Raw genomic sequence first — 22,517 nt, forward strand, 5'->3', positions numbered from 1 at the left:
GAACGGGATCAAAACCAGGCAAAACTGATTGCAGATGCACTGTGGGCTCGCCAGAACATTCAGTTTCAAGTGGGCGGTCTGATCAATTCGCTGCAAGCGCTAACAAACGATTCGCTCATTTATCCATCGGCACGGCTGGCTGCAAGCTTGAATCAGCTCAGTCGTAGTTCAGGTGAACTGGTGGCTGTATTTCGTGGACCAGAACTAATTCCCATTGTGAATCTGGAAGACAATTTTGATGAGTACGACCTCGAAGCGGTTCGTCAATTGATTTCCGCGCCAGTCAATCAACGTTACGAGTCTCGCTTGGACGGGTTGGTTGGACCCTTTTTATTTCAAGGGCGGCACTATGTGGCCAATGTCAGTGTGGCTCAGCGTGGTGAGGCTGTTACCGCGGGTTTGATCGATCTCGACCTGATGCTGGAAAAAGAGCTGCCTTGGTGGTTTGCGCAAGATAACCAGGTGGAGCTTCTCGATGCCAGCGGGGCAATTTTGTCGCGTCTGGTCAAAGCCAGCCCAGGTGCCGGGGTTTACATGCACACCACTTCGCTGGAACTTGGCGGGCTGCAATTTCAACTCAGGGTCAACAGCATTCAAGAGGGCCCCCGATTGTTCAACTACGGCATTACCGGGGCTTTGGCATTTTTGCTGTTGTTGTTGCTGCTGAGCTTCATCATGTTGTGGCGCGATTCTCGCCGTCGTCTGGAAATTGAAGCGCGCCTGGAAGAAGAAAAGTTGTTTCGCCAATCCATGCAAGACTCCATGGCCGTGGGTTTGCGCGTTTGGGACTTGCAGGGTTTTATTCGCTATGTGAACCCGGCGTTTTGCAATATGGTGGGTTACAAACCCGAGGAGTTGATTGGCATTCCCCAGCCCTTGCCTTACTGGCCCAGCAAAAGTACCGAGGAATACAAAAGGTTGGTGGCCGACGTTATTTCTGGCAATGCTCCGCCTGAAGGGTTTGAAACCATTTACCAGCACAAGAACGGCAAGTTCATTGATGTGCTGATTGTTGAGGCGCCGCTGAAAGACGGCCGCGGTGTGCACACTGGCTGGATGAGCTCGGTGATCGATATTACCGATCGCAAACGTTCCGAGTCACTTATTGCCGAGCAGCGGGAGAAATTGCAAGCCGCTTCACGATTTGCTTTGGTGGGGGAAGTGGCGTCCAACATTGCACATGAGTTGAATCAGCCACTGGCCACCATGGTGTCGTACGCGCAGGCCGGCATGAATTTAAGCCAGCGAGGTGCCAGTCTTGAGATGTATGGCCAGTTGTTTGAAAAGTTGCGTGATCAGGCGCAGCGCGCTGGCCGTGTGGTTGGCTCAGTTCAAAATCTGGTGCGCAAACGCAAGCCCACTCGCGAGAATGTTCGTGTGGTCGATTTGATCGATTCGATTCAGTTCATGGTGAATTCCACCGCGATGCTTCACCAGGTGCGTTTGCATTTTGACATTGGAACACCCGATTTCGTGCTGTACATCGATCGAATCATGGTGGAGCAGGCCTTGGTGAATCTGGTTAAAAACGCATCCGAGGCGTTCACTGCTTCGCAACGAATTCGCAATGTGTGGATACGCGCGCGGCAGTTGGAAAACTCATTTGAGTTTTCAGTGCGCGATGATGGCCCAGGTTTGAGCTTGAACAACACTGAGAAAATGTTCGAGGCTTTGGTGTCGACCAAACCTGACGGATTGGGCCTGGGTTTAAGCCTGTGTCGTTCGGTGGCTGAGTCACATGGTGGTCGCTTGAAGGCAGAAGCGGTGCCCACCGGCGGCACGTGTTTTACAATGGACTTGCCAATGGCAGTCAGAGAATCCATGGAAGGGGAACAGTCAGTTGGAGCCAACTAAAAAAGTGCAGGTATTGCTGCTTGACGATGATGACGATCTGCGCGAGGGCATGAAATGGATGTTCGAAACCGTGGATCTTCCCATGCAAGGGTTTGCGAACTTTGAAAGCTTCAAGTCCAGGCTCGATGAATATGTCAGCAGTGATGCCGAGCTTTGCCTGTTACTCGACTTGCGCATGCCCGATATGTCGGGTCTTGAGGTGTTCGAGTGGCTCAAGCGCAGCGGCTACAGTCTTGACCGTCTGCCTGTCATTTTTTTGACTGGGCATGGCGATATTTCTACTGCTGTAGAAGCTGTAAAAAATGGTGCGTTCGATTTTTATGAAAAGCCTACCACCGATCAGCGTTTGATTGAGCGAGTCAAGCAGGCACTTCAAAAATCAGGTGAATTCCTGGTGAATCTGGAAGTATTGAAGCAATGGTCTGAGCGCATTGATCGCCTGTCACCTCGCGAAAGAGAGGTCATGTTTTTGGTGGCCAAGGGCAAGCTGAACAAGGTGATCGCCTCTGAGTTGGACATTTCCATGCGGACAGTTGAAGTTCACCGTGCCAATGTGTTTGACAAACTCAAGGTGCGTTCGGCTGCCGAGTTGGCAACTTTACTGAGTCGCCTCAGTGACCGCTTGGGGTTTGATCAGTTGGCTGGACTGGAATAAATTTCCACCATATTGGGCAGCCGAACTGCATCGCCAAACAGTGGGCTCGAGGTGTCAGGGTGCAGCTCCAGGACAAATGCTTTGCGGGCCAGTCGATTGTCCCTGAAATAAGTTTGAACAGCATCCAGTCTTTGGCTGGCCACGGCCAGATCCAGTTCCGCACTGCCCTCGGTTTGAGTGCTCGAGCGAATCAAAATCGGGCCAGATTTTCCCGCCTTGGTGGCTTCATTCAAAGCCTCGAGTTTGGGCAGACAGTTCGACGGAATTTCGGTTTGCCCTGGCTTGAAATGAATCAATATTTCCAGTCGTCTGTCTTCCCGGCGAAGAGTCAGCGCGGCTGCGGTACTCTGTGACTCCGAAAGCGCGTTGACCACACCGTTGAACAAGTCAAGTGTAGGTTGATGGCCGCAGTGCATTTCCGGGTTGCTTAACCGTTGAACCACGCTGTCGATGGCATGTGCAGGTTTGATTGCGCAAAACACAGCGACCGCCGACAATCCAGCAATTTTTCCTGCTCCAAACTTGCTAATTGAGCGTTTGCTCATTTTTTGTCGTCAAGGCTGGTGGTTTCTGTAGGTTTTGGTTCCGGCGCTGATTCGGTTTGAGCAAAGCTGACTTTGATTTGATTTGCAAGCAAGTGGTAAATGGATGCTGGCAAAATCCGTTTGCTGACCTGCGTGGAGATGGCTGACACGAAAATCAGCGGCATGACCAAATCGTGGTTGTCGACCATTTCCAGCACAATGACGAATGCGGTGATCGGGCAGTGAGTAACAGCAGACAATACACCTACCATGGCCAACAGCATTAAGGGCGCGGTTTCACTGTTGGTGAGGCCTGCAAAAAAATGACCAAAACCCGCGCCGATCGACAGGGTCGGCGAGAACACGCCACCTGGCACCCCGCTGGCAAACGACACTACAGTGGCCACCATTTTTGTGAGCCAGAACATGGGTGACAGTTCTTCGCTGTCCTGAAGTGCGGCTTTGGTTTCCTCGTAACCTGCACCAAACACCTCTGCACCAAACACCAGTGCCATCAAGGAGAGTACAACGCCACAACCAGCCGCAAAGCGGTAAGGAAAACGGCTGCGCAAACCGCCCAGAAAGCTGGTGCTCGACACCAGGATCAACATACTGCGCCCGTACAAACCACCGACGATCCCTGTCAGAATGGCCAGCGTGAAGATAACCAGCCATTCCTGCCCCCAATCAATGGTGGCATTTGAATAACCAAAGTACGAATAGTTACCTTGAAGAATCAGGGCGACCAAACCAGCCAGCACAATCGCCATCAGCAGTGCCGAGGTGTGTCGCATTGTTTTGCGGCGCCCCAGTTCTTCAAAGGCGAACATTAAGCCACCCAGTGGCGTATTGAAGGCAGCGGCAACCCCTGCAGCGCCACCGGCAATGATCAGCGAACGTGTGTCAAACAGTTTGGCAATATTGGGAAAACGGCCTGCATAGGCCATCAGCGCAGCACCAATTTGAACCGTGGGTCCTTCACGACCAGCAGCTGCACCCGCAGCAATCACAAACGGTGTGATCAGCAGCTTGCCCATAAAGGCGCGTGGTCCCAACAGCCGTTCCATCAGGCGGGGCTTAGGATGCTTTGTGACTTTAATGGCTTGTGGAATACCGCTGCCCCCTGATCCCCAAAAAATTGTGTTGACCAGCCACAGTGCAATTGGAAACACAATGGGGGGCAAGAGCAGCGCGATCCACATGTGCTCGGAAAACAGTTCCTTGTTCCACTCCCCAGCGAAGTCTGACATCCACGCGAAGCCTACGGCTAGCAGGCCTACCAGCAGGGAAAACAGATAGATCACGGAGATGATCATGCCCCGGTCTGCCATGAAACGGGATAGTCGAGCGCTTTGCGCCAGCCACTTGCTTTTGGAATTTGGCCGCACGGTGGGAGGTTTCCTGCTTGGTTGGTCAACAAGCCTCAAATTGTCGCATAAAAACAAAAAACCCTCAGGCTTTCGGCTGAGGGTTTTTCTTGGGGTTTCCCCCGGTGCTGCTTTTACGCTGCTTTTTTAGCCAGCGCGGCGGCGGCTGAAGCCACCACGGTCACCCATGTTGCGCGCCGCGTTTTCTTTACGTGCACCAGAAGCGTGTTCACGCTTTGGGCCAGAAGGCGCTGTACCTTCTGCGCGGAAGGCCGGGCGAGCACGCTCTTCAGAGCGTGGGAAGCTTGGACGTTCTGCATCGCGATTCCACTTTTTCGGTGCATCGGAGTTGCCTGAAAAGCCGGAAGGCTTGCGATCACCAAAGGAGGGCTTGTCGCCAAACGACTTGCGCTCACCGAAGGGTTTGCGATCGCCAAATGAAGGCTTGTCGCCGAATGGCTTGCGGTCACCGAATGGCTTGCGATCACCAAAGCTGCGCTCTTCGCCTTGAACAAACGGCTTGCGGTCGCCAAAGCTGCGCTCTTCGCGGGCTTCATAAGGCTTGCGGTCACCGAAAGACTTGCGTTCACCGAAGGCCGGCTTGTCACCGTAGGACTTGCGTTCGCCAAAGGCAGGCTTGTCACCATAAGATTTGCGTTCGCCGAAGCTGCGCTCTTCACGCGCTTCGAAGGGTTTGCGGTCGCCATAAGAAGGCTTGTCGCCGTAGGACTTGCGCTCGCCACTGCCAAAGCTGCGGCCTTCGGAACGGCCACCGCTGTTGCCAGCGTAGCCGCCACCACCAGAACGACCACGGCCGCCACTTGGCTTGCCGCCACGTGGTGCCTGTGTGAAGTTGCCGCGTGGCTCCAGGCCTTCAACCTGTTCTTCGGGAATGCGTGAATTGATGAAACGCTCGATGCCACGAACACTGATGATGTCGCAGGCTTCGGCCAAGGTTACTGCCACGCCACTGCGGCCAGCACGGCCGGTACGGCCAATGCGGTGCACATAGTCTTCCGACTTCATGGGCATGCCGTAGTTAATGACGTGAGAAATTGCAGGCACGTCCAGGCCACGGGCAGCAACATCGGTTGCAACCAGTACCTTGATGTCGCCTTTGCGAACGCTGGCCAAACGGCGGTTACGCACTACTTGTGGCATGCCACCGTGCAGGGCGCAGGCACGAACGCCTTCGTCGGCCAAATCGCGGGCCAGGTTTTCAGCATCAATTTGTGTGCTTGTAAATACAACAGCTTGAACCATGTCTGGGTGCTCCAGCCAATGGTTCAACAGCTTGCGCTTGTGACCACGGTTGTCAGCCCACATCAGTTTTTGGGCGATGTCAGTGTTGGCTTCGTTCTGAGCCGCCATTTCAATGCGCTTTGGGTTGTTCATGATGTTTTCGGCCAAACCGATAATGCGCTTGGCAAAGGTGGCGGAGAACATCAAGGTTTGAATGCGGTTACCGCACAGTTGGTCGATGGCTTCCAGGTCTTCAGAGAAGCCCAGGTCGAGCATGCGGTCGGCTTCGTCAACGATCAATGTAGTCACTGTGCTCAAGTTCAATTTGCCTTGCTGGGCCAAATCGAGCAATCGGCCAGGTGTACCCACAACAATGCGTGCACCACGCAGGCTGGCCATTTGCTTGCCGTAAGGCATGCCGCCAACAACAGTTGCTACGCGAACGCCCTTGGTGAATTTCACCAGGTTGATCGCATCTTGGCTAACTTGTTGGGCCAGTTCACGTGTTGGGCACAGCACCAGACATTCCGGGCCAGCCAGCATTTCCATGGGGCTTTGTTCGCCGGTCATCATGCGGTGCATAACGGGCAGCAGGAAACCGAAAGTTTTGCCGCTACCGGTCTGGCTGGAGACCATCAGGTCGCCACCGTCTTTGCCCAGGGGCACGACTTCTTGTTGTACGAGTGTAGGGGCAGTAATGTTCAAAGCATTCAGGGCTTGCAGCAAAGGCGCGGCAAGACCCATGTCATCAAATGACATAGACATAATAAAAGTTCCAATTCGATGTGGACTTAAAAATTCATCGACGAACAGAAATGAGACGACGCGGCTAGGAACTTAGTTGTTCCGGATGGTCGCAAGAGAACTGGCGGCGATGGGCAAAGCACAGCTTCAAGAGCTTGTGCCAACAAAGGCAACCCAACGCGGTCCAATGGTGAGAATCGTAAAACGACCCGTTGATTTGCAATCTGGAGCGAAGTCTACTGGGTTTGTGTGCGATGCACAAGAAAAGATTGTGGTTAAAGCAACAATTAGAAGAAAAACACCAACATCCCCGCAAATGTCTATCAATTTTTCCAGGAACCGGACGTTATCACCTGTAGAGGTAGTCAATCAGGACTGGATTATGAAAAAACTGAAGATATTAATGGTGGCGGGTGCTGCGACCATGCTGAGTTCATGCGACCTGTCGCAGATCCCGGGCCTGACAGGCAAGTTGTCCATGGAAGACAGCAAGGCGGTGGGCGCGGCGTGCAGGCATTCTGGGCGTGCGCTGGAGGATTGTTTTACGTTGAACCCGAATACACACCAGTCCGGCGTGTTTGAGGGTTGGCGCGACATGAACGACTACATGCTGGCCAATGAAATCGAAGTGGTGAAACCCGAGATTCGGAACTCGGCCTTCAAGCAGGAAAAGACGTCGCTTGAACCGGCCGGGATGCATGCCGTGCCGGTTGAGCCGGGTTCTGCACCGGTAGGTACGCCCGAAGAGGCTGTGCCTCTCGCCCAAGGGCGGCAACGCTGGTTGCCCAAAGGTGTTGACGACTCGGTGGCAACTGATCCGACTGTGACCGCACCGCCCGCAGTGGGCAAAGCCGATACCACTGTGGCCTCCCCTTCGGTAAGTCCCGAGGAGGCACCAGTTCAGGATGCGCCGGCGACAGAGTCTCCCACGCGACCTTGGGAGCGTAAAAAGGATCCGAAGAAACACACCTGAGGACCTGTGCCAAGCGCCACAAGGTGGCACGAATGATATCCTGAAAGTTCACAATTGCACTTCAGGATTTCACGCGTGTCAGTTCGTAAACTAGGTGGTGTTATCGTCCTCTTGAGTCTTGCTTTGCCGCAAGCCACATGGTCCAGCCCCCTGGATCCCCAAGTGCGGGCTTTTCCCAATAGCGTGACTCAGGCCTTCGTCAAAAAAGGCATTGCAGCAGACAATTTCACAGCCTACGCACTACCCATTGCACCTTTCGTTCACCGAAAACCGCACGCTTACGCCCACGGTTCCAGTCAGTTGGTCAATCCTGCCTCTGTGGCCAAGGTATTTACAACGGCGCTGGCTTTGCAAAAGCTTGAGTCGACTTATCGATTCAAAACGGGATTTCATGCCGTTTCTGAGCCAGTGGATGGTGTGTTGGCTGGTCCCTTGTACATCAAAGGCAGCGGAGATCCGGCGTTTTTGAGTGCAGACTTGTGGGCTTCGCTTCGACAGCTTCGAACCAAAGGCGTCGATATCATTAACGGCCCGGTTGTGTTGGATGACTCCGCTTTTGCCGAACAACTGCCCAGCCTTGGCCTTGCTGAGGAAGATGCTTTTGATGATGCTCCTCACCGTGCTTATCATGCCCAGCCCGATGCCCTGTTGCTGAATTTTGGTGCAATGTCGATTGACCTGAAAATCAATGAAAGCACAGTGGTGGTTGTGCCTGAAGAGGCGCCAAAAGACTGGGCTTTTGTTTCGGAAATCAATTTGACTGGTGGCGGTTGCGGTGCCTGGAAAAACGGCATGTCCGTAGACTTTGCAAAGGCTGGGCGCGATGTAGTGGTGACTGTGAAGGGCAACTACCCGCGTCGTTGCGGTCAATCGCGCTTGCCCATTCGTGTGCCCGCGCAGGATTGGCTGTGGGAATCGTGGGTACAGGAAATTTGGTTGCAGTTGGGCGGCAAGTTTGCCGGGCCACAAGGCGGGCAGGTGATTAAAGGGGTGACGCCAGCCAACACCATTGCCTTGTATACGCATTATGGAAAGCCACTGAGTGACCTGATCAAGCAGATCAACAAATGGTCTAGCAATGTGATGGCTCGCCATCTTGAATTGGCGGTGGCAGGCACTCCGGAGGCTTTTAATGTGCAGCTTAAGGATTGGTTGAAGCAGCAGGGAATTTCATCCAATGACTGGTTTTTCGAGAATGGATCGGGTTTGTCCCGTGACACCCGGATTGATGCAAAAGGCCTGGTCGAGTTTCTGCGCAATATGGCGGCTCGATCGGATTTCCCCGATTTTCTCGCCAGTTTTCCGCGCGCCGGTGCAGACGGTACCCTTCATCGACGCGTGACCAATGTGGATGGATTCGCCTATCTGAAAACCGGTAGTCTCAATGGAGTGCGTTCTTTGGGTGGTTACCTGCGAGACCGCGAGGGGCAATTGTGGGCTGTTGGTGTTTTGGTAAAAAGCCCCAGGGCTTACGACAGCTGGGGTCCCATGGAAAGCTTGCTCGAGTTTTTATACAGGGCGGAATAATTCAAACCAAAAATGATGCGCTTGCCCGCAAGCCTTTCCCAATCTGGGTTTTCCTTTGTTAGACTGATTCATTACTTTCATTCACCAGCACGGGGCCAACAAATATGGACAACAGCAAAGACAAACTCTTTAGTGACATGAAAATTGTGTTGAGCGATGCAGAAGATCTGTTGAAAGCCGCAGCTTCATCCTCAGGTGAACGTGCAGTTGAACTTCGTGAAAAAGCCCTGGTTAGTTTGCGCCGCGCGAAAGAGGTGATGCAAGACGCCCAGTCGGCCGTTCTCGAAAAAGGCAAAGCCGCAGCGCGTGCCACCGATGATTATGTGCATGATCACCCATGGAAGGCAGTGGGTATTGCAGCGGCAGTGGGGTTTGTGTTGGGTTTGATTATTAACCGTCGTTAAAGGTTGGCTGTGCTTAATCCAAATGCAAGGGCAGCACTGAAAAGGGTTGTGGCCAGTTTATTGGGCATGACCCAAACCCGCTTGGAGTTGGCGGGCGTCGAGTTGGCTCAGGTACGTCAAACCACGGTGCGGACCGTGGTTTGGTCATTGTTGACTGCATTGGCCGCTGCATTTGCTTCGTTGTTTGCTTGTATCTTGGTGATTGCATTGGCATGGGATACGCATCGTTTTCTCGCAATTGCCGGATGCGTCGCTTTCTATGCAGTTTTGGGTGTGTACTTTTATGTGCAATTAAAAGACACCCTGGCCTCGCAACCCCCATTGTTTGAAGCGACATTGGCCGAACTGGGTCGGGACAAACAGGCGGTGCTTGACAGTTTGGGTAGCGAGCCCCGGGAGCAGTCATGAGCAAAAAGTTTGATGCACTGGAAGCACGCAAAGAATTGTTGATGATGAAAGCCCAGCTAGAGCGCATGGAGTTTGGTGGGCAAATCGATACTTTGAAAAAAGAATTTGCCTGGGTCAATGTGTTCAGGCAGTTTGGTGGCTGGCTTGGGCAGCGCAACATGCGCGCACTGGGTCCGGTGGCTAGCTTGGGTGGTCAATTCTGGCAAGAGGGCTTAAAAAAGTATCCCTTGCTTGGCATGTTGGCCTCCACTGTACTGCTTCGTTTTCGACAGCCCATTTCCAAGGTGGCATTGCGCGCTGGTCTAGGCGCAATCGCCTTGGCGGCTGGCATGTTCTGGTTTCAAACGAAAAGCCCTTGGGCTTCCCGTTCGGTGCCTGGGCACTCTACAGACCCAAGCGACTCATAAGTTCTCGTACTCGCTCATCCAGGTTGGGGTCGGGCTGAATGCTTCGGCCCCACTCGCGCGTGGTTTCTCCGGGCCACTTGTTGGTCGCGTCCAGTCCCATCTTGCCACCCAAGCCACTTACAGGGCTTGCAAAGTCCAGATAATCAATCGGGGTGTTCTGTATCAATACGGTGTCCCGCACGGGGTCCATTCGGGTTGTAATCGCCCAAATTACCTCTTTCCAGTCACGCGCATTCACATCGTCGTCGACGACCACAATAAATTTGGTGTACATGAATTGGCGCAAAAAGCTCCAGGCACCCATCATGACTCGCTTGGCATGTCCGGCATACGCTTTTTTCATGGAGATAACCGCCATGCGGTAGCTGCAACCCTCTGGCGGCAGGTAAAAGTCCACAATTTCGGGAAACTGCTTTTGCAGTATTGGCACGAACACCTCGTTCAATGCCACGCCCAATACAGCAGGTTCGTCGGGTGGTTTGCCGGTGTAGGTGCTGTGATAAATCGCATCGTTGCGTAACGTAATGCGGTCTACCGTGAATACCGGGAACCAGTCTTGCTCGTTGTAATAGCCAGTGTGGTCTCCGTATGGACCTTCCAGTGCGCAGTCCCAGCCTTTCAGGTATCCGGGCACAGGCGGGGGTTCTCTGAGCACGGTGACGCCGTCGCGTATCTCGGGCACTTCGCCATCGGTTCTTCCTTTGCGGGCCGCCACTGCGATGGGGTGCTCATAGGGGTAAATGTGGCCTTCCAGCACCATTTCGGCCTCGGCTGGCACCTGAAGCGAATTGCCTTTACAAGCCACAAGTTCAGTGCGGCTGCCGCGCAGCAAACCTGCGAACTGGTATTCAGACAGTGTGTCGGGAACGGGCGTCACTGCACCCAGAATAGTCGCGGGGTCGGCACCTAGTGCCACTGAAATTGGAAAAGGTTGACCGGGATACTTCAGTGCATGGTCGCGAAAATCGAGCGCACCGCCCCGGTGGGCGAGCCAGCGCATGATCAGCCGGTTTTTGCCAATTTGTTGTTGACGGTAAATACCCAGGTTTTGGCGTTTGCGATTTGGGCCTTTGGTGACCACCAAACCCCAAGTGAGTAAAGGGGCTGCATCATCGGGCCAGCAAGTCCAAATGGGTATCTGGTTCAAGTCAACGTCCGGACCCTCTACTACGTTTTCATGGCATGGTGCTTTACTGACCACTTTTGGGGCCATTGACAGCACCTGTTTCACCAAAGGCAACTTGTCCAGTGCGTCTCGCATTCCCTTGGGTGGTTCAGGTTCTTTCAGATAAGCCAAAGTGCGGCCAATGTCCCGCAGCGCCTCGGTGTTGCTTGCGCCCATGCCCATAGCCACCCGTTTGGGTGTGCCAAACAGGTTGCCCAATACCCGATGTTGATAGCCTTGCGGCGCATCGAACAATAGAGCAGGCCCCTCGGCGCGTAGCACTTTGTCGCACAGGTGGGTCATCTCCAGGATTGGACTGACGGATTCAGGTACTCGCTGAAGTTCACCTTCTTTGTAGAGTAAATCGATGAAGTCTCGAAGGTTCTTGTATCGCATTGTGAAAAAAACTGCCTGTTTGTGGTCCGAAAGGAACAGTTAACAAGAAATTACAACCCACACCTAGAGGGCTTTTTCAAGCCCCCCAAAAGCGCATAACGCCTAGCGATGGGGGTAAGTTCTTGTTTTGAGTAGAAAGACTCTACCAGATTTTGCATTGACCCCTGCCCGGGTTGACCCTAGAATCCGGTCAGCTTTGTGACAGGTATCACCTAAGTCACACAAACGCAGTTGGAGGGTGAAACTTGAGGGAACTCAAGTCAGCCTAACTTCATCTTAAGAGTGCTTTAACCATGCAGTACTTGTAGTCGTTGGTTAAAGCAGAACGTTCTGCCTCACGGACAAAATGGAGGCAGATGCACCGCTGAGTCAAACAATGCAGGGTTAAGCCTGCGTTTGCGTAGCAGAGGAGGTTGCATGAAGCAGTACGAAACCGTTCTGAGCGTTAATGGCCAGCAGGTCCAGTCTCAGAATTTAATTCAATCTTTGAAACATGCTGTTACCGGTCTCGGTGTAGCAACGTCAGTTCTGGTGGCAGGCGCAGTGGCTATTTTGCTGTCCAACGCCGAACTTCGCAGTCAGGTGTTTTTCTCTGCCCCAGTGCAGGCAATTTTCGCCACTGAAATAGATTTGCTCAGCACAGGCCTCGCAGCTGGTGGCGCCGAGGTGGTCAACAGCACAGCCAAGTCTTCGGCAAGCCCTTCGGGTTCCAAAAACTTGATGCCAGTGAAGTTCAATTCGATTGATTCGAGTAAGCCTTTGACCGCAGGTCAACGTCAAATTACCTCCTATCTGGCCAAGCGCTACAGCGTGTCGCCCGAGGCTGTAGAGTCAATTGTGCGATTGGCTTACAAGGTTGGCAAGGAAGAGAAAGTAGAGCCCACCCTGATCCTGGCGATTGTGGGCATTGAATCCTCCTACAATCCTTTCGCCGCAAGTCCGGTGGGAGCCCGCGGTTTGATGCAGGTGATGCCGAAAATTCACAAAGACAAGTTTGAGGCTTTGTCGCCCGGTGACTGGTCGCCTCTGAATCCTGAAATGAACATGCGTGTCGGTGCGAAAATCATTCGCGAATACACCCGCCGCACGGGTTCCGTGAGTGCCGGTTTGCGCTGGTATGTGGGTGCAGCCATTCACGGCAACGATGGCGGCTACCCTGGCAAGGTTTTGGCGCTCAAGTCGCGTATTGATTCAACCTACCAACAAGGCAGCTTGGTCGCTTCGCGTGAAAATGGCCAGAAAGTATCCGCAGTCACCGTGGCCGGCACAGAAGGTTAGTCCACAAGGTTACCGGCCTTGGTTGAAAATTCGTATCCGTTCGATGGCAGTTTCCAGATTGTCCATCGAATTGGCGTAAGACAACCGCATCATCTCGCTTCCCCGGAATTCTGAAAAATCCTTGCCGGGGACAGCGCACACCAAAGCCTTTTCCAGCAATTCCTCGCAATAGCGATCGCTGTCATAGGGCGACTTGGCGTAAACGTAAAATGCAGAGTCTGGTGTCGAGTGCAGCTCGATCCCTGCTTTCGGAAGTGCACTCACCACAAAGTCCCTTCTCGCCTTGAATACCTGTCGTCGCTCCTCGCAAATAGCCAGTGTTTCCGGTGCAAAACAGGCCAATGCCGCCCATTGCGCGGGTGTATTGGGACATATGCTTAAATTCTGGGCAAATCGTTCAATGGCAGGCAACATGGTTTCTGGTACCACCATCCATCCAAGGCGCAAGCCCGTCATGCCAAAATACTTTGAAAAACTGTTGATAACCACCAAGGGTAGTTGTTCGCTGGGTGCCCCAGTCACCTGAAGTACACTTTGCGCGGAGTGGTCGTAGCACAACGACTGGTAAATTTCATCGACGATTACAAAACCGCCCCGTGTGCTTACGCCGTGGACAATTTCCTGCATGGCTTGTGCACTGAGTTGGGTGCCGGTCGGGTTGCTGGGCGAGGCCAACAGTACACCTGTGGTTTGTCGCGTCCACTGAGCGCTCAAATCGGCCCAACTGGGTTGAAAGTTTTGTGCTTCATGGGTTTGCACAAAATCAGGAATACCACCCGCCATTTGCACAAAGGTTTTGTTGCATGGGTAACCGGGGTCGGTTAGCAGCACATGGTCGGCCGGGTTGATGAGCGCAAGGCAGGCATACATAAGCGCGGCCGATGCTCCCGATGTGATTACGATTTGGTGGGCCGGTATCTCAACCTTGAAATTGCTTTGGTAATACCGGCCAATGGCCTCACGCAGCTCGGGCAAGCCCAGGGCCGCAGTGTAACGGGTTTTGTGCTCTGAAACCGCTCGGACCAATGCCTGCTCAACAGGTTCTGGCATGGGAAAGTCGGGTTCACCGATCGAAAGATGAATCACCTGTTTTCCCTGGTCTTGCAGGGCGTCTGCCGCTTTCACCAGTTCCATGACGTGAAAGGGTTGAACAAGATTGCTAAGGCTGGACTGCTTCAATTCTTCACCCTTGTTAGTGAGTGGCGCCAACAAGTTGCGCGATTTGTGGAAACCCCTAGGGACAGCTTCACTGGCTGAGCCTATAATTTTCGGTTCTGTTGTTCACCTCAAAGAGAAGATTATATGGCTCAACCAATGGATCAGCGCTTCAGGCAGGCCGCCCTTGAATATCATGAATTTCCAAAGCCTGGGAAATTGCAGATTTCGGCGACAAAAAGCCTGGTTAACCAGCGTGACTTGGCTTTGGCCTATTCCCCCGGGGTTGCAGCAGCTTGCGAAGAAATTGAGGCGGACCCGTCAACCGCTGTGCGATACACCGCCAAAGCAAATCTGGTGGGTGTGGTTACCAACGGCACGGCAGTGCTTGGTTTGGGCAACATTGGTCCGTTAGCCGCTAAACCTGTCATGGAAGGCAAGGCGGTACTGTTCAAAAAGTTTGCGGGTATCGATGTATTTGATATTGAAATCAACGAGAACGACCCCGACAAGCTGATTGAAATTATTGCTTCCCTTGAGCCGACATTTGGCGGCATCAATCTGGAAGACATCAAGGCGCCAGATTGTTTTAAAGTTGAACGCGCCTTGCGCGGGCGCATGAATATTCCGGTGTTTCACGATGACCAGCACGGCACCGCTATCGTGGTGGGTGCAGCCATTTTGAATGGCCTGGAAGTAATCGGTAAAAAACTGGATGAAGTGAAGTTTGTGGTGTCTGGCGCAGGTGCTGCCGCCTTGGCTTGCCTTGAGTTGCTCGTTGAGTTGGGTCTGCCGCGTAAAAACGTGTGGGTCACCGACATTGATGGCGTGGTTTACAAAGGCCGCACCACCAACATGGATCCCGATAAAGACCTGTTTGCCCAAGACACCGATGCGCGTACTTTGGCCGATGTCATCAAAGATGCAGATGTGTTTTTGGGTTTGTCAGCTGGTGGCGTTTTGAAACAGGATATGGTGCGAGCCATGGCTGCCAAGCCCCTGATTCTGGCTTTGGCCAACCCCACACCGGAAATTTTGCCTGAACAGGTGAAGGAAGTTCGCGACGACGCCATTATGTGTACCGGCCGTACCGACTACCCGAACCAGGTAAACAACGTGTTGTGTTTCCCTTTTATTTTCAGGGGTGCGCTTGATGTGGGTGCAACCACCATCACCAAAGAAATGGAAATTGCGGCAGTTCGCGCAGTGGCCGAGCTGGCTCGCAAGGAACAATCAGATGTCGTGGCATCGGCCTACCGTACGCAGAATTTAAGCTTTGGTCCTGAGTACCTGATTCCAAAACCTTTCGATCCCCGCCTGATCGTGCACATTGCGCCTGCAGTGGCAAAAGCCGCCATGGAAAGCGGTGTAGCCACACGTCCAATTGCTGATCTGGAAGCCTACAAAGACCAGTTGCAGCAGTTTGTGTACCATTCTGGCACCTTTATGAAGCCAATTTTTGCGGTGGCCAAACGTTGTGTAGCCGAAACGCCGCAAACCTCCCGCATTGTTTTCGCCGAGGGTGAAGATGAACGCGTGATGCGTGCGGTGCAGGTGGTGGTTGATGAAGCCATTGCCAAACCCATCATGATTGGTCGCCCAGCCGTGATCGAGCGCCGTCTGGAACGTTTCGGCCTGCGTATCAAGCCTGGTGTAGATTTTGAGTTGATCAACCCCGAGTACGATGAGCGCTACAAAGACTATTGGCGCATGTACCACGACTTGACCAAGCGCAAGGGTGTGACCGAGGCCTACGCGAAAATAGAAATGCGTCGCCGCAACACCTTGATTGGTTCGATGATGATTCACAAAGGCAATGCAGACGGCATGATCTGCGGTACCTTTGGTACCCATTCGCTGCATTTGCACTATGTGGATCAAGTGTTGGGTCGCCGCGCGGGTTGCAACACCTACGGTGCCATGAACGGTCTGATGTTGACCAACCGTCAGGTGTTTTTGGTCGACACGCACGTGAATTACGATCCAACGGCTGAGCAAATTGCCGAGATTACTTTGATGGCTGCCGAAGAAATGCTGCGTTTGGGTGTTCAGCCTAAAGCAGCCTTGCTCTCGCATTCCAACTTCGGCTCGAGCAATCAGCCTTCGGCTGTGAAAATGCGCGAGGCGCTCCAGATTCTTCGCAACATTGCCCCTTGGCTGGAAGTAGACGGCGAAATGCACGGTGATTGTGCCATCGACGAGCAGGTGCGTAACACCATCTTCTCGGGTTCTACCTTGACCGGTGAAGCCAACTTGCTGGTGTGTCCAAACATTGATGCAGCCAATATTTCATACAATTTGCTGAAGTCGGCTGCAGGTAACGGTATTGCTGTGGGGCCAATTTTGCTGGGTTCAGACAAACCTGTACACATTTTGACGGCGTCGGCTACGGTACGTCGTATCGTCAACATGACTGCACTGGCTGTTCTCGACGCGAATTCTGAGCGGGTCAGTTCGCTTTAAAAGTAGCACTTTAAAACAACAAATGGGCGTGCAAGACACGCCTGTTTTTGTTTTAACTTATTCGAAATGTGTCGCACAATGGTTTCATGAGCGATCAAGACACATTTCACAGTGAAGAGCATGATGACATCACCGGACTGGTGTTGTCAGGCGGCGGCGCACGGGCCGCTTATCAGGTGGGTGTTTTGCATCAGCTTGCCAAGTGGTTTGAGCAAGAAAACAAACGCGAATTCGATTTTCCATTCAAAATTTTGTGCGGTACTTCGGCTGGTGCAATTAATGCGGCAGCCTTGGCTTGTGCAGGTCGCAACTTTTATCAGTCTACGGACCGCATGCTCAAAGTCTGGGAGAACTTCAGCTCAGATCAAGTATTCCGCTCAGACTCCTTGGGTATTATTCGCACCGGTGCACGCTGGTTGTCTGCACTTTCGATTGGCTGGATGCTTCGCAAGCGCCCCAAGTGCCTGCTCGACAATTCCCCTCTCTCGCACTTAATGCACGAGTTGTTGCATTTTCGAAGGCTGGATGAAGCACTTGAAAACGGCACCATTCACGCTTTGGCAGTGACTGCATCCAGCTACAGTTCTGGTCGCAGCGTAACCTTCTTTCAAACCCAGAAGGCCATTGAAAGCTGGGCCAGAACGCAAAGGGTGGCATTGCCCGATCGGATCACTGTCGAGCATCTGTTGGCCTCTGCAGCAATTCCTTTTGTATTTCCAGCAGTGAAACTAAATATCGAGGGGCAGATGGAGCATTTTGGTGATGGTTCCATTCGCCAATTGGCCCCAATTAGTCCCGCAATCCATCTGGGGGCAAACCGGGTGATGGTGATTGGCTCCAGTCAATCGGACAAAGACCATACGCAGCGTGTTGAAATCCAGAATGCGTATCCCAGCCTGGCTCAAATTGCAGGCCATGCCATGGCGTCCATTTTTTTGGACAGTTTGTCGATCGACATTGAGCGTTTGAGCCGTGTCAACAAAACGCTGGGGTTGTTGCCGCCCGAAATGGCCACGAAAACTACATTGAAACCGATTGAGCTGTTGGTGATTTCACCTTCCGAAAGGATTGATGAAATTGCAGCACGCCACACGAAAGATTTGCCCCGCCCGGTGCGCACTTTGTTGTCGGCTTTGGGGGCTACGGAGGCCAGTGGTTCCTCTTTGGCCAGTTACCTGCTGTTCGAAGCAAACTACACCCGTGAGTTAATTCGAATGGGCATTGCCGACACGATTGCCAAAAAAGATGCAGTGTACGAGTTCTTCCACCTGGGTCAGTCAGATCGCTGAGTTCTGCGCAAAGCCGCGTTACAATTGATGTTTCACGGGTAGCGCGGGCGTTTGTTCTTCATGTCTTCTCAGTTTGTAGCCGCCGCATGGCACGCCAGAATGACCAACGCCCAGGCGCCGGAAGGACTGTGTGTTGCTATCGGCAAACCGGTGGCTGTACTGGGTAGTTTTGTTCCGGACGAAGTTGAATCCGTTCTGGTGCAAGCACACGCCTTGTCCCGGCAAGGCATGTATGTTGTGGGCGGTTTGAGTTATGAAGCGGCCTGCGCGTTTGATGCTTCATTGCAAGTGTGTCGCAACCCGAATTTCCCCTTGATTGAATTTCACGCATTTGATGCGGGGCAGGTGCGTGTTTATCCACTTGAGCAGCTTCAAGCGCTTGCCCTCGACGGTGGGTTTTCTCCTTGGCAAGACCAGCAAACGCACAGTGAATATTCAGATTCATTTCAACTGGTTCGCAAGGCCATCGAGGCGGGCGAATTTTATCAAATCAATTTGACCACACGCCTTAAGGCGCCAAGTGGCGGCATTGATGCCTGGGCTTTGTTTCAGCATTTGTATTTGACACAAGCTGCGCCCCAGAGTCTGTTCTTGCGTGGCAGTGCGTTCAACGCAATTAGCCTGTCCCCGGAATTGTTTTTTCAGTGGGATGGTACAGAACTACAAACCGCACCAATGAAAGGCACCCGCAATCCCGTGTCCAGTGGATTTGGTGTGCTGAGCGACAGCGAAAAAGACCGTGCAGAAAACGTCATGATCGTAGACCTTCTTCGCAACGATATGGCGAAAGTTTGCAAACCACGGTCAGTGCAGGTTCGGTCGCTGTTTGATGTCATGCATTTGCCCACGGTGGATCAAATGACTTCCAGCATCATTGGTCAAACTGCGCCTGGTGTTACCTTGGCGGACTTGTTTGCAGCCCTGTTTCCATGCGGCAGTGTCACTGGGGCGCCGAAATCGCAGGCCATGCTGCGAATCGCTGAATGGGAAGCGGTTCCACGCAATTTTTATTGCGGTGCTTTGGGAGTCCTCAGTCCTGGTGGTCATGCACATTTCAATGTGCCGATTCGTACCGTGATTGAACACGACGGTGTTCTGGAATACGGCGTAGGCAGTGGCATTACCTGGTATTCAACCGAAGAAGATGAAAAGAAGGAGTGGTGGCAGAAAACAACTTTCCTGCGGCAGGCCACCTGTGATTTTCAGGTGCTTGAAACATTGCGTCTGGAACAGGGGCAATGGGTGAATCTGGATGAACACCTGCAACGGATGTCCGCCAGTGCCGACAATTTTTCCTACGTGTTCACTCTGTCCGAAGTAAAGAAAACTTTGCATCAAACTGCTGCCGAGCATAGCCAGGGGGTTTTCCGTGCGCGCTGCCTGCTGAACGCGGTCGGCGAGTTCAAACTGGAATTGCATGCGTTTGCCTTGAGCGATGCACCTGTTCAAATTCGCCTGGCTGACCGGGCGATGCTGGCGCCTTCCGAGTTTATTTTGCACAAAACCACACATCGGCCCGAATACGAATTTTTTCAGAAGCAGGCACAGGGTGATTTTGATGTGTTGCTGTACGACCAGCATGGCCACTTGACTGAAACTTGTCGCTGCAATGTTGTTCTGAAAATTGATGGCGAGTATTTAACACCACAAATATCTACAGACTCAGGCACTTATTTGTTGCCCGGTGTGTTGCGCCAATGCCTTTTAAGGGAAAATACGATTCGGCAAACTGCGCTGACTGTGCAAGACTTGCAACGCGCTCAAGCCATGTGGTTGATCAACAGCCTGCGTGGTTGGGTACCTGTTTCGTCGGTGCTTGATCGTGAAGGCAAGGCGCTGTTTTCCAACAATCAACTATAAAAAATAATCAAAGGGACCCGACATGAACCCGACCACCATAGAGATCATTGGCGCAAGTCTGTTCGCCATTGCGGTCATACACACGTTTTCAACCAAGTACTTTGAACGACTTGCACACACACAGCCCAACCATGCGGGTTTGTGGCATTTGCTGGGTGAAGTGGAGGCGGTGTTTGGCTTTTGGGCCATGGTGCTGGTTGTCTTCATGTTCTTCGTGATCGGTCAAACCGCAGCACTGGATTATGTCGACACGCGCAATTACACCGAACCTTTGTTTGTGTTCGCGATCATGGTCATTGCAGCCAGCAAGCCGATTCTGGTACTGGCAGGAAGAATCGTTCGAGTGGTGGCTTCTGTCATTCCGATTGACAGGCAAGTGGCTTATTTTTTCACCACTTTGTCGATTGTGCCATTGCTGGGCTCTTTCATCACAGAGCCGGCAGCCATGACTCTTGCGGCCTTCCTGCTGCGCGATCGTTTCTATTCACAAGGCATCAGCAACAAATTGATGTATGGCACGCTGGGCGTGTTGTTCGTGAATATTTCGATCGGCGGTACATTGACCCCATTTGCTGCGCCACCTGTGTTGATGGTGGCTGCGAAGTGGGGCTTTGACATGCAGTACATGCTGACCATGTTTGGCTGGAAGGCGGCGATTGCCGTGTTTGTGAATGCCACGGCGGTCACCTTCCTGTTTGCCAAAGAACTGACAGCGATGAAAAAGCCAGCCGAGAATGGTCCCAAAGAGGACATGCCAATCTGGGTGATTGCCACACACCTGCTGTTTTTGGTCGGGGTGGTGGTGTTTGCGCACCATGCGGCCATGTTCATGGGGCTGTTCCTGTTTTTCCTGGGATATACCAGCGCATACAGCCGCTACCAGGACCGCCTGATTCTGAAAGAAGGCTTGATGGTGGCATTTTTCCTGGCTGGTTTGGTGGTGTTGGGCGGTATGCAGGCTTGGTGGCTTCAAGATGTGTTGAAGGAAATGAGCCCCACTGCGTTGTATTACGGTGCAACTGCCTTGACCGCAATCACAGACAATGCGGCATTGACCTACCTGGGTTCTTTGGTTGAAGGTGTGGATGAGCAGTTCAAATATGCGCTGGTGGCAGGTGCCGTGACTGGCGGCGGCCTGACCGTGATCGCCAATGCGCCCAATCCGGCGGGATTTGCGATTTTGCAAAAGTATTTCAACGACGGCTCCATCAATGCAGGCAAGCTGTTGATTGCGGCGCTCGGCCCAACATTGGTGGCCGTGGTGGCATTCCAGTTTTTGTAATCCTGATTCGGGACTTTTGACTTGAGCGAACAAAACATCGACTACAACGATCAAGAGCCAGCGATTGAGCTGCCTCACGATCTCGATGATGCACAGAGGGCCCTGGCCGAAGTGCAGGCGATGTTGCGCAAACAGAAAGTCATTGAAAGCGTTGTTCACAACCAGCAAACCACAGTCAATCCGCAGCGGCAAAGCCTGGTCGAAGAGCTGGTGCACCGACAGCACCTGACCGAACTGGGTAACAAGCTGTATCTGTTGCACCCTGCTGACGTGGCCTATGTACTGGAAAGTTTGCCGCAAGAAGAGCGGATGTTGGTGTGGAGCCTGGTGCGCTCTGAACGCGATGGCGACATTCTTCTTGAATTGAGCGATGCCGTTCGTGAAAGCCTGATCAAGTCCATGGACAGCGAAGAACTGTTCGCTGCCACCGAATCTCTGGACGCAGATGAAATTGCGGAATTGGCCCCCGATTTGCCACGCGATGTGGTGGAAAAACTGGCCAGCAGCCTGAGCCTTGAAGAGCGCGAACAACTACGCGCAGCCATGAGTTACCCGGAAGACACGGTGGGTGCGCGCATGGACTTCGACATGGTGACAATTCGCGATGATGTGACACTGGAAGTGGTGTTGCGCTACCTGCGCAGGTTTGACGAATTGCCAGATCAAACCGATCAGGTGTTTGTGGTCGATCGGGTCGATCACTTCAAGGGCAGTCTGCCCTTGGACCGCCTTTTGGTAAATGAACCAGAAACCCTGGTGAGCGAGGTGATGAGTCGTGAAGTGCTGATGCTGTCTGCATTGGACGATGCCTATGAAGCTGCGCAGGCCTTTGAGCGTTACGATCTTGTGTCGGCGCCCGTGCTTGATCCATCCGGAAAGCTGATTGGTCGCCTGACCGTGAATGAAGTCGTGGATGTGATTCGCGAGGAAAGCGAAGCAGACCTGCTCTCGAGTGCTGGTTTGCGTGAAGAAGAAGATCTGTTTGCGTCGGTGTGGGAGTCTGCCAAAAACCGTTGGATGTGGCTGGGTCTGAATCTGTGCACCGCTTTTTTTGCAAGTCGCGTGATTGACTCCTTCGAAGGTACGATTGCCAAAGTCGTCGCCTTGGCCACTTTGATGCCCATTGTGGCGGGTATTGCGGGCAATTCGGGCAACCAGACCATGACCTTGATGATTCGCTCGCTGGCACTTGGCCAGGTAACCGCTGCGAATTTCAAATTGTTGCTGAAGAAAGAACTGGCCATTGCTGGCTTGAACGGTTTGGTGTGGGGCAGCGTGGCAGGCCTTGCGGCATGGGGCCTGTATTTCGGGTCACCCAACGCCGTCATGTTGGGCTTGTTGATGACCCTTGCTGTGATGTTGAACCTGTTGGTTGGCTCGCTGATTGGTGTGCTGGTGCCTTTGGGTTTGGAGAAAATGGGGCGTGACCCAGCCATGGGGTCTTCCGTGCTGCTGACCTTTACCACTGACAGCATGGGCTTCTTTATTTTCCTGGGACTGGCCTCCCTGTTCTTTTAAAGCCTG

The 22,517-nt window shown here is 52.9% G+C and carries 18 protein-coding genes; 13 read left to right on the forward strand and 5 right to left on the reverse strand.

All coding sequences use genetic code 11. From position 1 onward, the window contains the following. A partial coding sequence (locus B4N58_RS05145; protein WP_291746561.1) for a two-component system sensor histidine kinase NtrB occupies window positions 1-1,854 on the forward strand: 1,854 nt, incomplete at its 5' end. Then, window positions 1,841-2,509, forward strand: a complete 669-nt coding sequence (locus tag B4N58_RS05150; RefSeq protein WP_008251726.1) for a response regulator transcription factor — start codon at window positions 1,841-1,843, stop codon at window positions 2,507-2,509. The genes B4N58_RS05145 and B4N58_RS05150, both read left to right, overlap by 14 nt. Here the strand turns inward: B4N58_RS05150 and B4N58_RS05155 are convergent. From B4N58_RS05155 to B4N58_RS05165, 3 genes are all read right to left on the reverse strand, one after another. Next, a complete protein-coding gene (locus tag B4N58_RS05155) occupies window positions 2,488-3,054 on the reverse strand; it encodes a hypothetical protein (protein ID WP_291746566.1) in 567 nt (188 codons plus the stop codon). The genes B4N58_RS05150 and B4N58_RS05155 overlap by 22 nt on opposite strands. Beyond that, on the reverse strand, window positions 3,051-4,421 hold the full coding sequence (locus B4N58_RS05160) for a chloride channel protein (RefSeq protein WP_291746568.1): 1,371 nt from the start codon (window positions 4,419-4,421) through the stop codon (window positions 3,051-3,053). The genes B4N58_RS05155 and B4N58_RS05160 overlap by 4 nt, the downstream gene beginning before the upstream one ends. 126 nt (window positions 4,422-4,547) lie before the next feature. After that, window positions 4,548-6,407: a DEAD/DEAH box helicase gene (locus B4N58_RS05165; protein WP_291746570.1), complete on the reverse strand. Its 1,860-nt coding sequence runs from the start codon at window positions 6,405-6,407 to the stop codon at window positions 4,548-4,550. Between the two features lie 361 nt (window positions 6,408-6,768). Between B4N58_RS05165 and B4N58_RS05170 the strand changes: the two genes are divergently transcribed. The 5 genes from B4N58_RS05170 (at window position 6,769) to B4N58_RS05190 (ending at window position 10,105) form a co-directional block, all read left to right on the forward strand. Beyond that, window positions 6,769-7,359 carry a hypothetical protein gene (locus B4N58_RS05170; RefSeq protein ID WP_050771229.1) on the forward strand — a complete coding sequence of 197 codons (591 nt, stop codon included), beginning with the start codon at window positions 6,769-6,771 and terminating at the stop codon, window positions 7,357-7,359. A gap of 75 nt (window positions 7,360-7,434) precedes the next feature. Further along, entirely contained in the window at window positions 7,435-8,886 is a 1,452-nt protein-coding gene (gene dacB / locus B4N58_RS05175; protein WP_291746577.1) for a D-alanyl-D-alanine carboxypeptidase/D-alanyl-D-alanine endopeptidase, read from the forward strand. A gap of 104 nt (window positions 8,887-8,990) precedes the next feature. Further along, window positions 8,991-9,290, forward strand: a complete 300-nt coding sequence (locus tag B4N58_RS05180) for a DUF883 family protein (protein WP_008251715.1) — start codon at window positions 8,991-8,993, stop codon at window positions 9,288-9,290. Between the two features lie 9 nt (window positions 9,291-9,299). Then, complete coding sequence (locus B4N58_RS05185) at window positions 9,300-9,698, forward strand: phage holin family protein (RefSeq protein WP_255348728.1); 399 nt, start codon at window positions 9,300-9,302, stop codon at window positions 9,696-9,698. Continuing rightward, a complete protein-coding gene (locus tag B4N58_RS05190) occupies window positions 9,695-10,105 on the forward strand; it encodes a hypothetical protein (protein WP_008251706.1) in 411 nt (136 codons plus the stop codon). The genes B4N58_RS05185 and B4N58_RS05190 overlap by 4 nt, the downstream gene beginning before the upstream one ends. On the opposite strand, the gene B4N58_RS05195 is transcribed toward B4N58_RS05190, so the two are convergent. Next, window positions 10,083-11,666: a UbiD family decarboxylase gene (locus B4N58_RS05195; RefSeq protein ID WP_008251700.1), complete on the reverse strand. Its 1,584-nt coding sequence runs from the start codon at window positions 11,664-11,666 to the stop codon at window positions 10,083-10,085. The genes B4N58_RS05190 and B4N58_RS05195 overlap by 23 nt on opposite strands. Before the next feature lie 417 nt (window positions 11,667-12,083). Between B4N58_RS05195 and B4N58_RS05200 the strand changes: the two genes are divergently transcribed. Beyond that, entirely contained in the window at window positions 12,084-12,944 is an 861-nt protein-coding gene (locus B4N58_RS05200; RefSeq protein WP_008251698.1) for a lytic transglycosylase domain-containing protein, read from the forward strand. Between the two features lie 9 nt (window positions 12,945-12,953). Here B4N58_RS05200 and B4N58_RS05205 read toward each other — a convergent pair whose 3' ends face one another. Continuing rightward, a complete protein-coding gene (locus tag B4N58_RS05205) occupies window positions 12,954-14,153 on the reverse strand; it encodes an aminotransferase class I/II-fold pyridoxal phosphate-dependent enzyme (RefSeq protein WP_291746589.1) in 1,200 nt (399 codons plus the stop codon). Window positions 14,154-14,246: 93 nt separating this feature from the next. Between B4N58_RS05205 and B4N58_RS05210 the strand changes: the two genes are divergently transcribed. From B4N58_RS05210 to mgtE, 5 genes are all read left to right on the forward strand, one after another. Beyond that, on the forward strand, window positions 14,247-16,562 hold the full coding sequence (locus B4N58_RS05210; protein ID WP_040513353.1) for an NADP-dependent malic enzyme: 2,316 nt from the start codon (window positions 14,247-14,249) through the stop codon (window positions 16,560-16,562). An 86-nt stretch (window positions 16,563-16,648) separates the two neighbouring features. After that, window positions 16,649-17,851 (forward strand): patatin-like phospholipase family protein, encoded by a 1,203-nt coding sequence (locus tag B4N58_RS05215; RefSeq protein WP_291746593.1) that lies wholly within the window; start codon window positions 16,649-16,651, stop codon window positions 17,849-17,851. Window positions 17,852-17,911: 60 nt separating this feature from the next. Beyond that, a complete protein-coding gene (locus tag B4N58_RS05220) occupies window positions 17,912-19,711 on the forward strand; it encodes a bifunctional chorismate-binding protein/class IV aminotransferase (protein WP_291746596.1) in 1,800 nt (599 codons plus the stop codon). 22 nt (window positions 19,712-19,733) lie between these two features. Continuing rightward, window positions 19,734-20,993, forward strand: a complete 1,260-nt coding sequence (locus tag B4N58_RS05225) for a putative Na+/H+ antiporter (protein WP_008251692.1) — start codon at window positions 19,734-19,736, stop codon at window positions 20,991-20,993. A 21-nt stretch (window positions 20,994-21,014) separates the two neighbouring features. Beyond that, window positions 21,015-22,511, forward strand: coding sequence for a magnesium transporter (gene mgtE, locus B4N58_RS05230; RefSeq protein ID WP_008251691.1), 1,497 nt, complete (start codon window positions 21,015-21,017; stop codon window positions 22,509-22,511). Window positions 22,512-22,517 lie beyond the last annotated feature (6 nt).

This window comes from Limnobacter sp. UBA3528, assembly GCF_002377005.1.
GTDB lineage: Bacteria > Pseudomonadota > Gammaproteobacteria > Burkholderiales > Burkholderiaceae_B > Limnobacter.

Coding starts and splice junctions, on each gene's coding strand:
- B4N58_RS05155 (WP_291746566.1), bottom strand. CDS start 3,054: ATGAGCAAACGCTCAATTAGCAAGTTTGGAGCAGGAAAAATTGCTGGA.
- B4N58_RS05165 (WP_291746570.1), bottom strand. CDS start 6,407: ATGTCTATGTCATTTGATGACATGGGTCTTGCCGCGCCTTTGCTGCAA.
- B4N58_RS05170 (WP_050771229.1), top strand. CDS start 6,769: ATGAAAAAACTGAAGATATTAATGGTGGCGGGTGCTGCGACCATGCTG.
- B4N58_RS05180 (WP_008251715.1), top strand. CDS start 8,991: ATGGACAACAGCAAAGACAAACTCTTTAGTGACATGAAAATTGTGTTG.
- B4N58_RS05190 (WP_008251706.1), top strand. CDS start 9,695: ATGAGCAAAAAGTTTGATGCACTGGAAGCACGCAAAGAATTGTTGATG.
- B4N58_RS05195 (WP_008251700.1), bottom strand. CDS start 11,666: ATGCGATACAAGAACCTTCGAGACTTCATCGATTTACTCTACAAAGAA.
- B4N58_RS05200 (WP_008251698.1), top strand. CDS start 12,084: ATGAAGCAGTACGAAACCGTTCTGAGCGTTAATGGCCAGCAGGTCCAG.
- B4N58_RS05210 (WP_040513353.1), top strand. CDS start 14,247: ATGGCTCAACCAATGGATCAGCGCTTCAGGCAGGCCGCCCTTGAATAT.
- B4N58_RS05215 (WP_291746593.1), top strand. CDS start 16,649: ATGAGCGATCAAGACACATTTCACAGTGAAGAGCATGATGACATCACC.
- B4N58_RS05220 (WP_291746596.1), top strand. CDS start 17,912: ATGTCTTCTCAGTTTGTAGCCGCCGCATGGCACGCCAGAATGACCAAC.
- B4N58_RS05225 (WP_008251692.1), top strand. CDS start 19,734: ATGAACCCGACCACCATAGAGATCATTGGCGCAAGTCTGTTCGCCATT.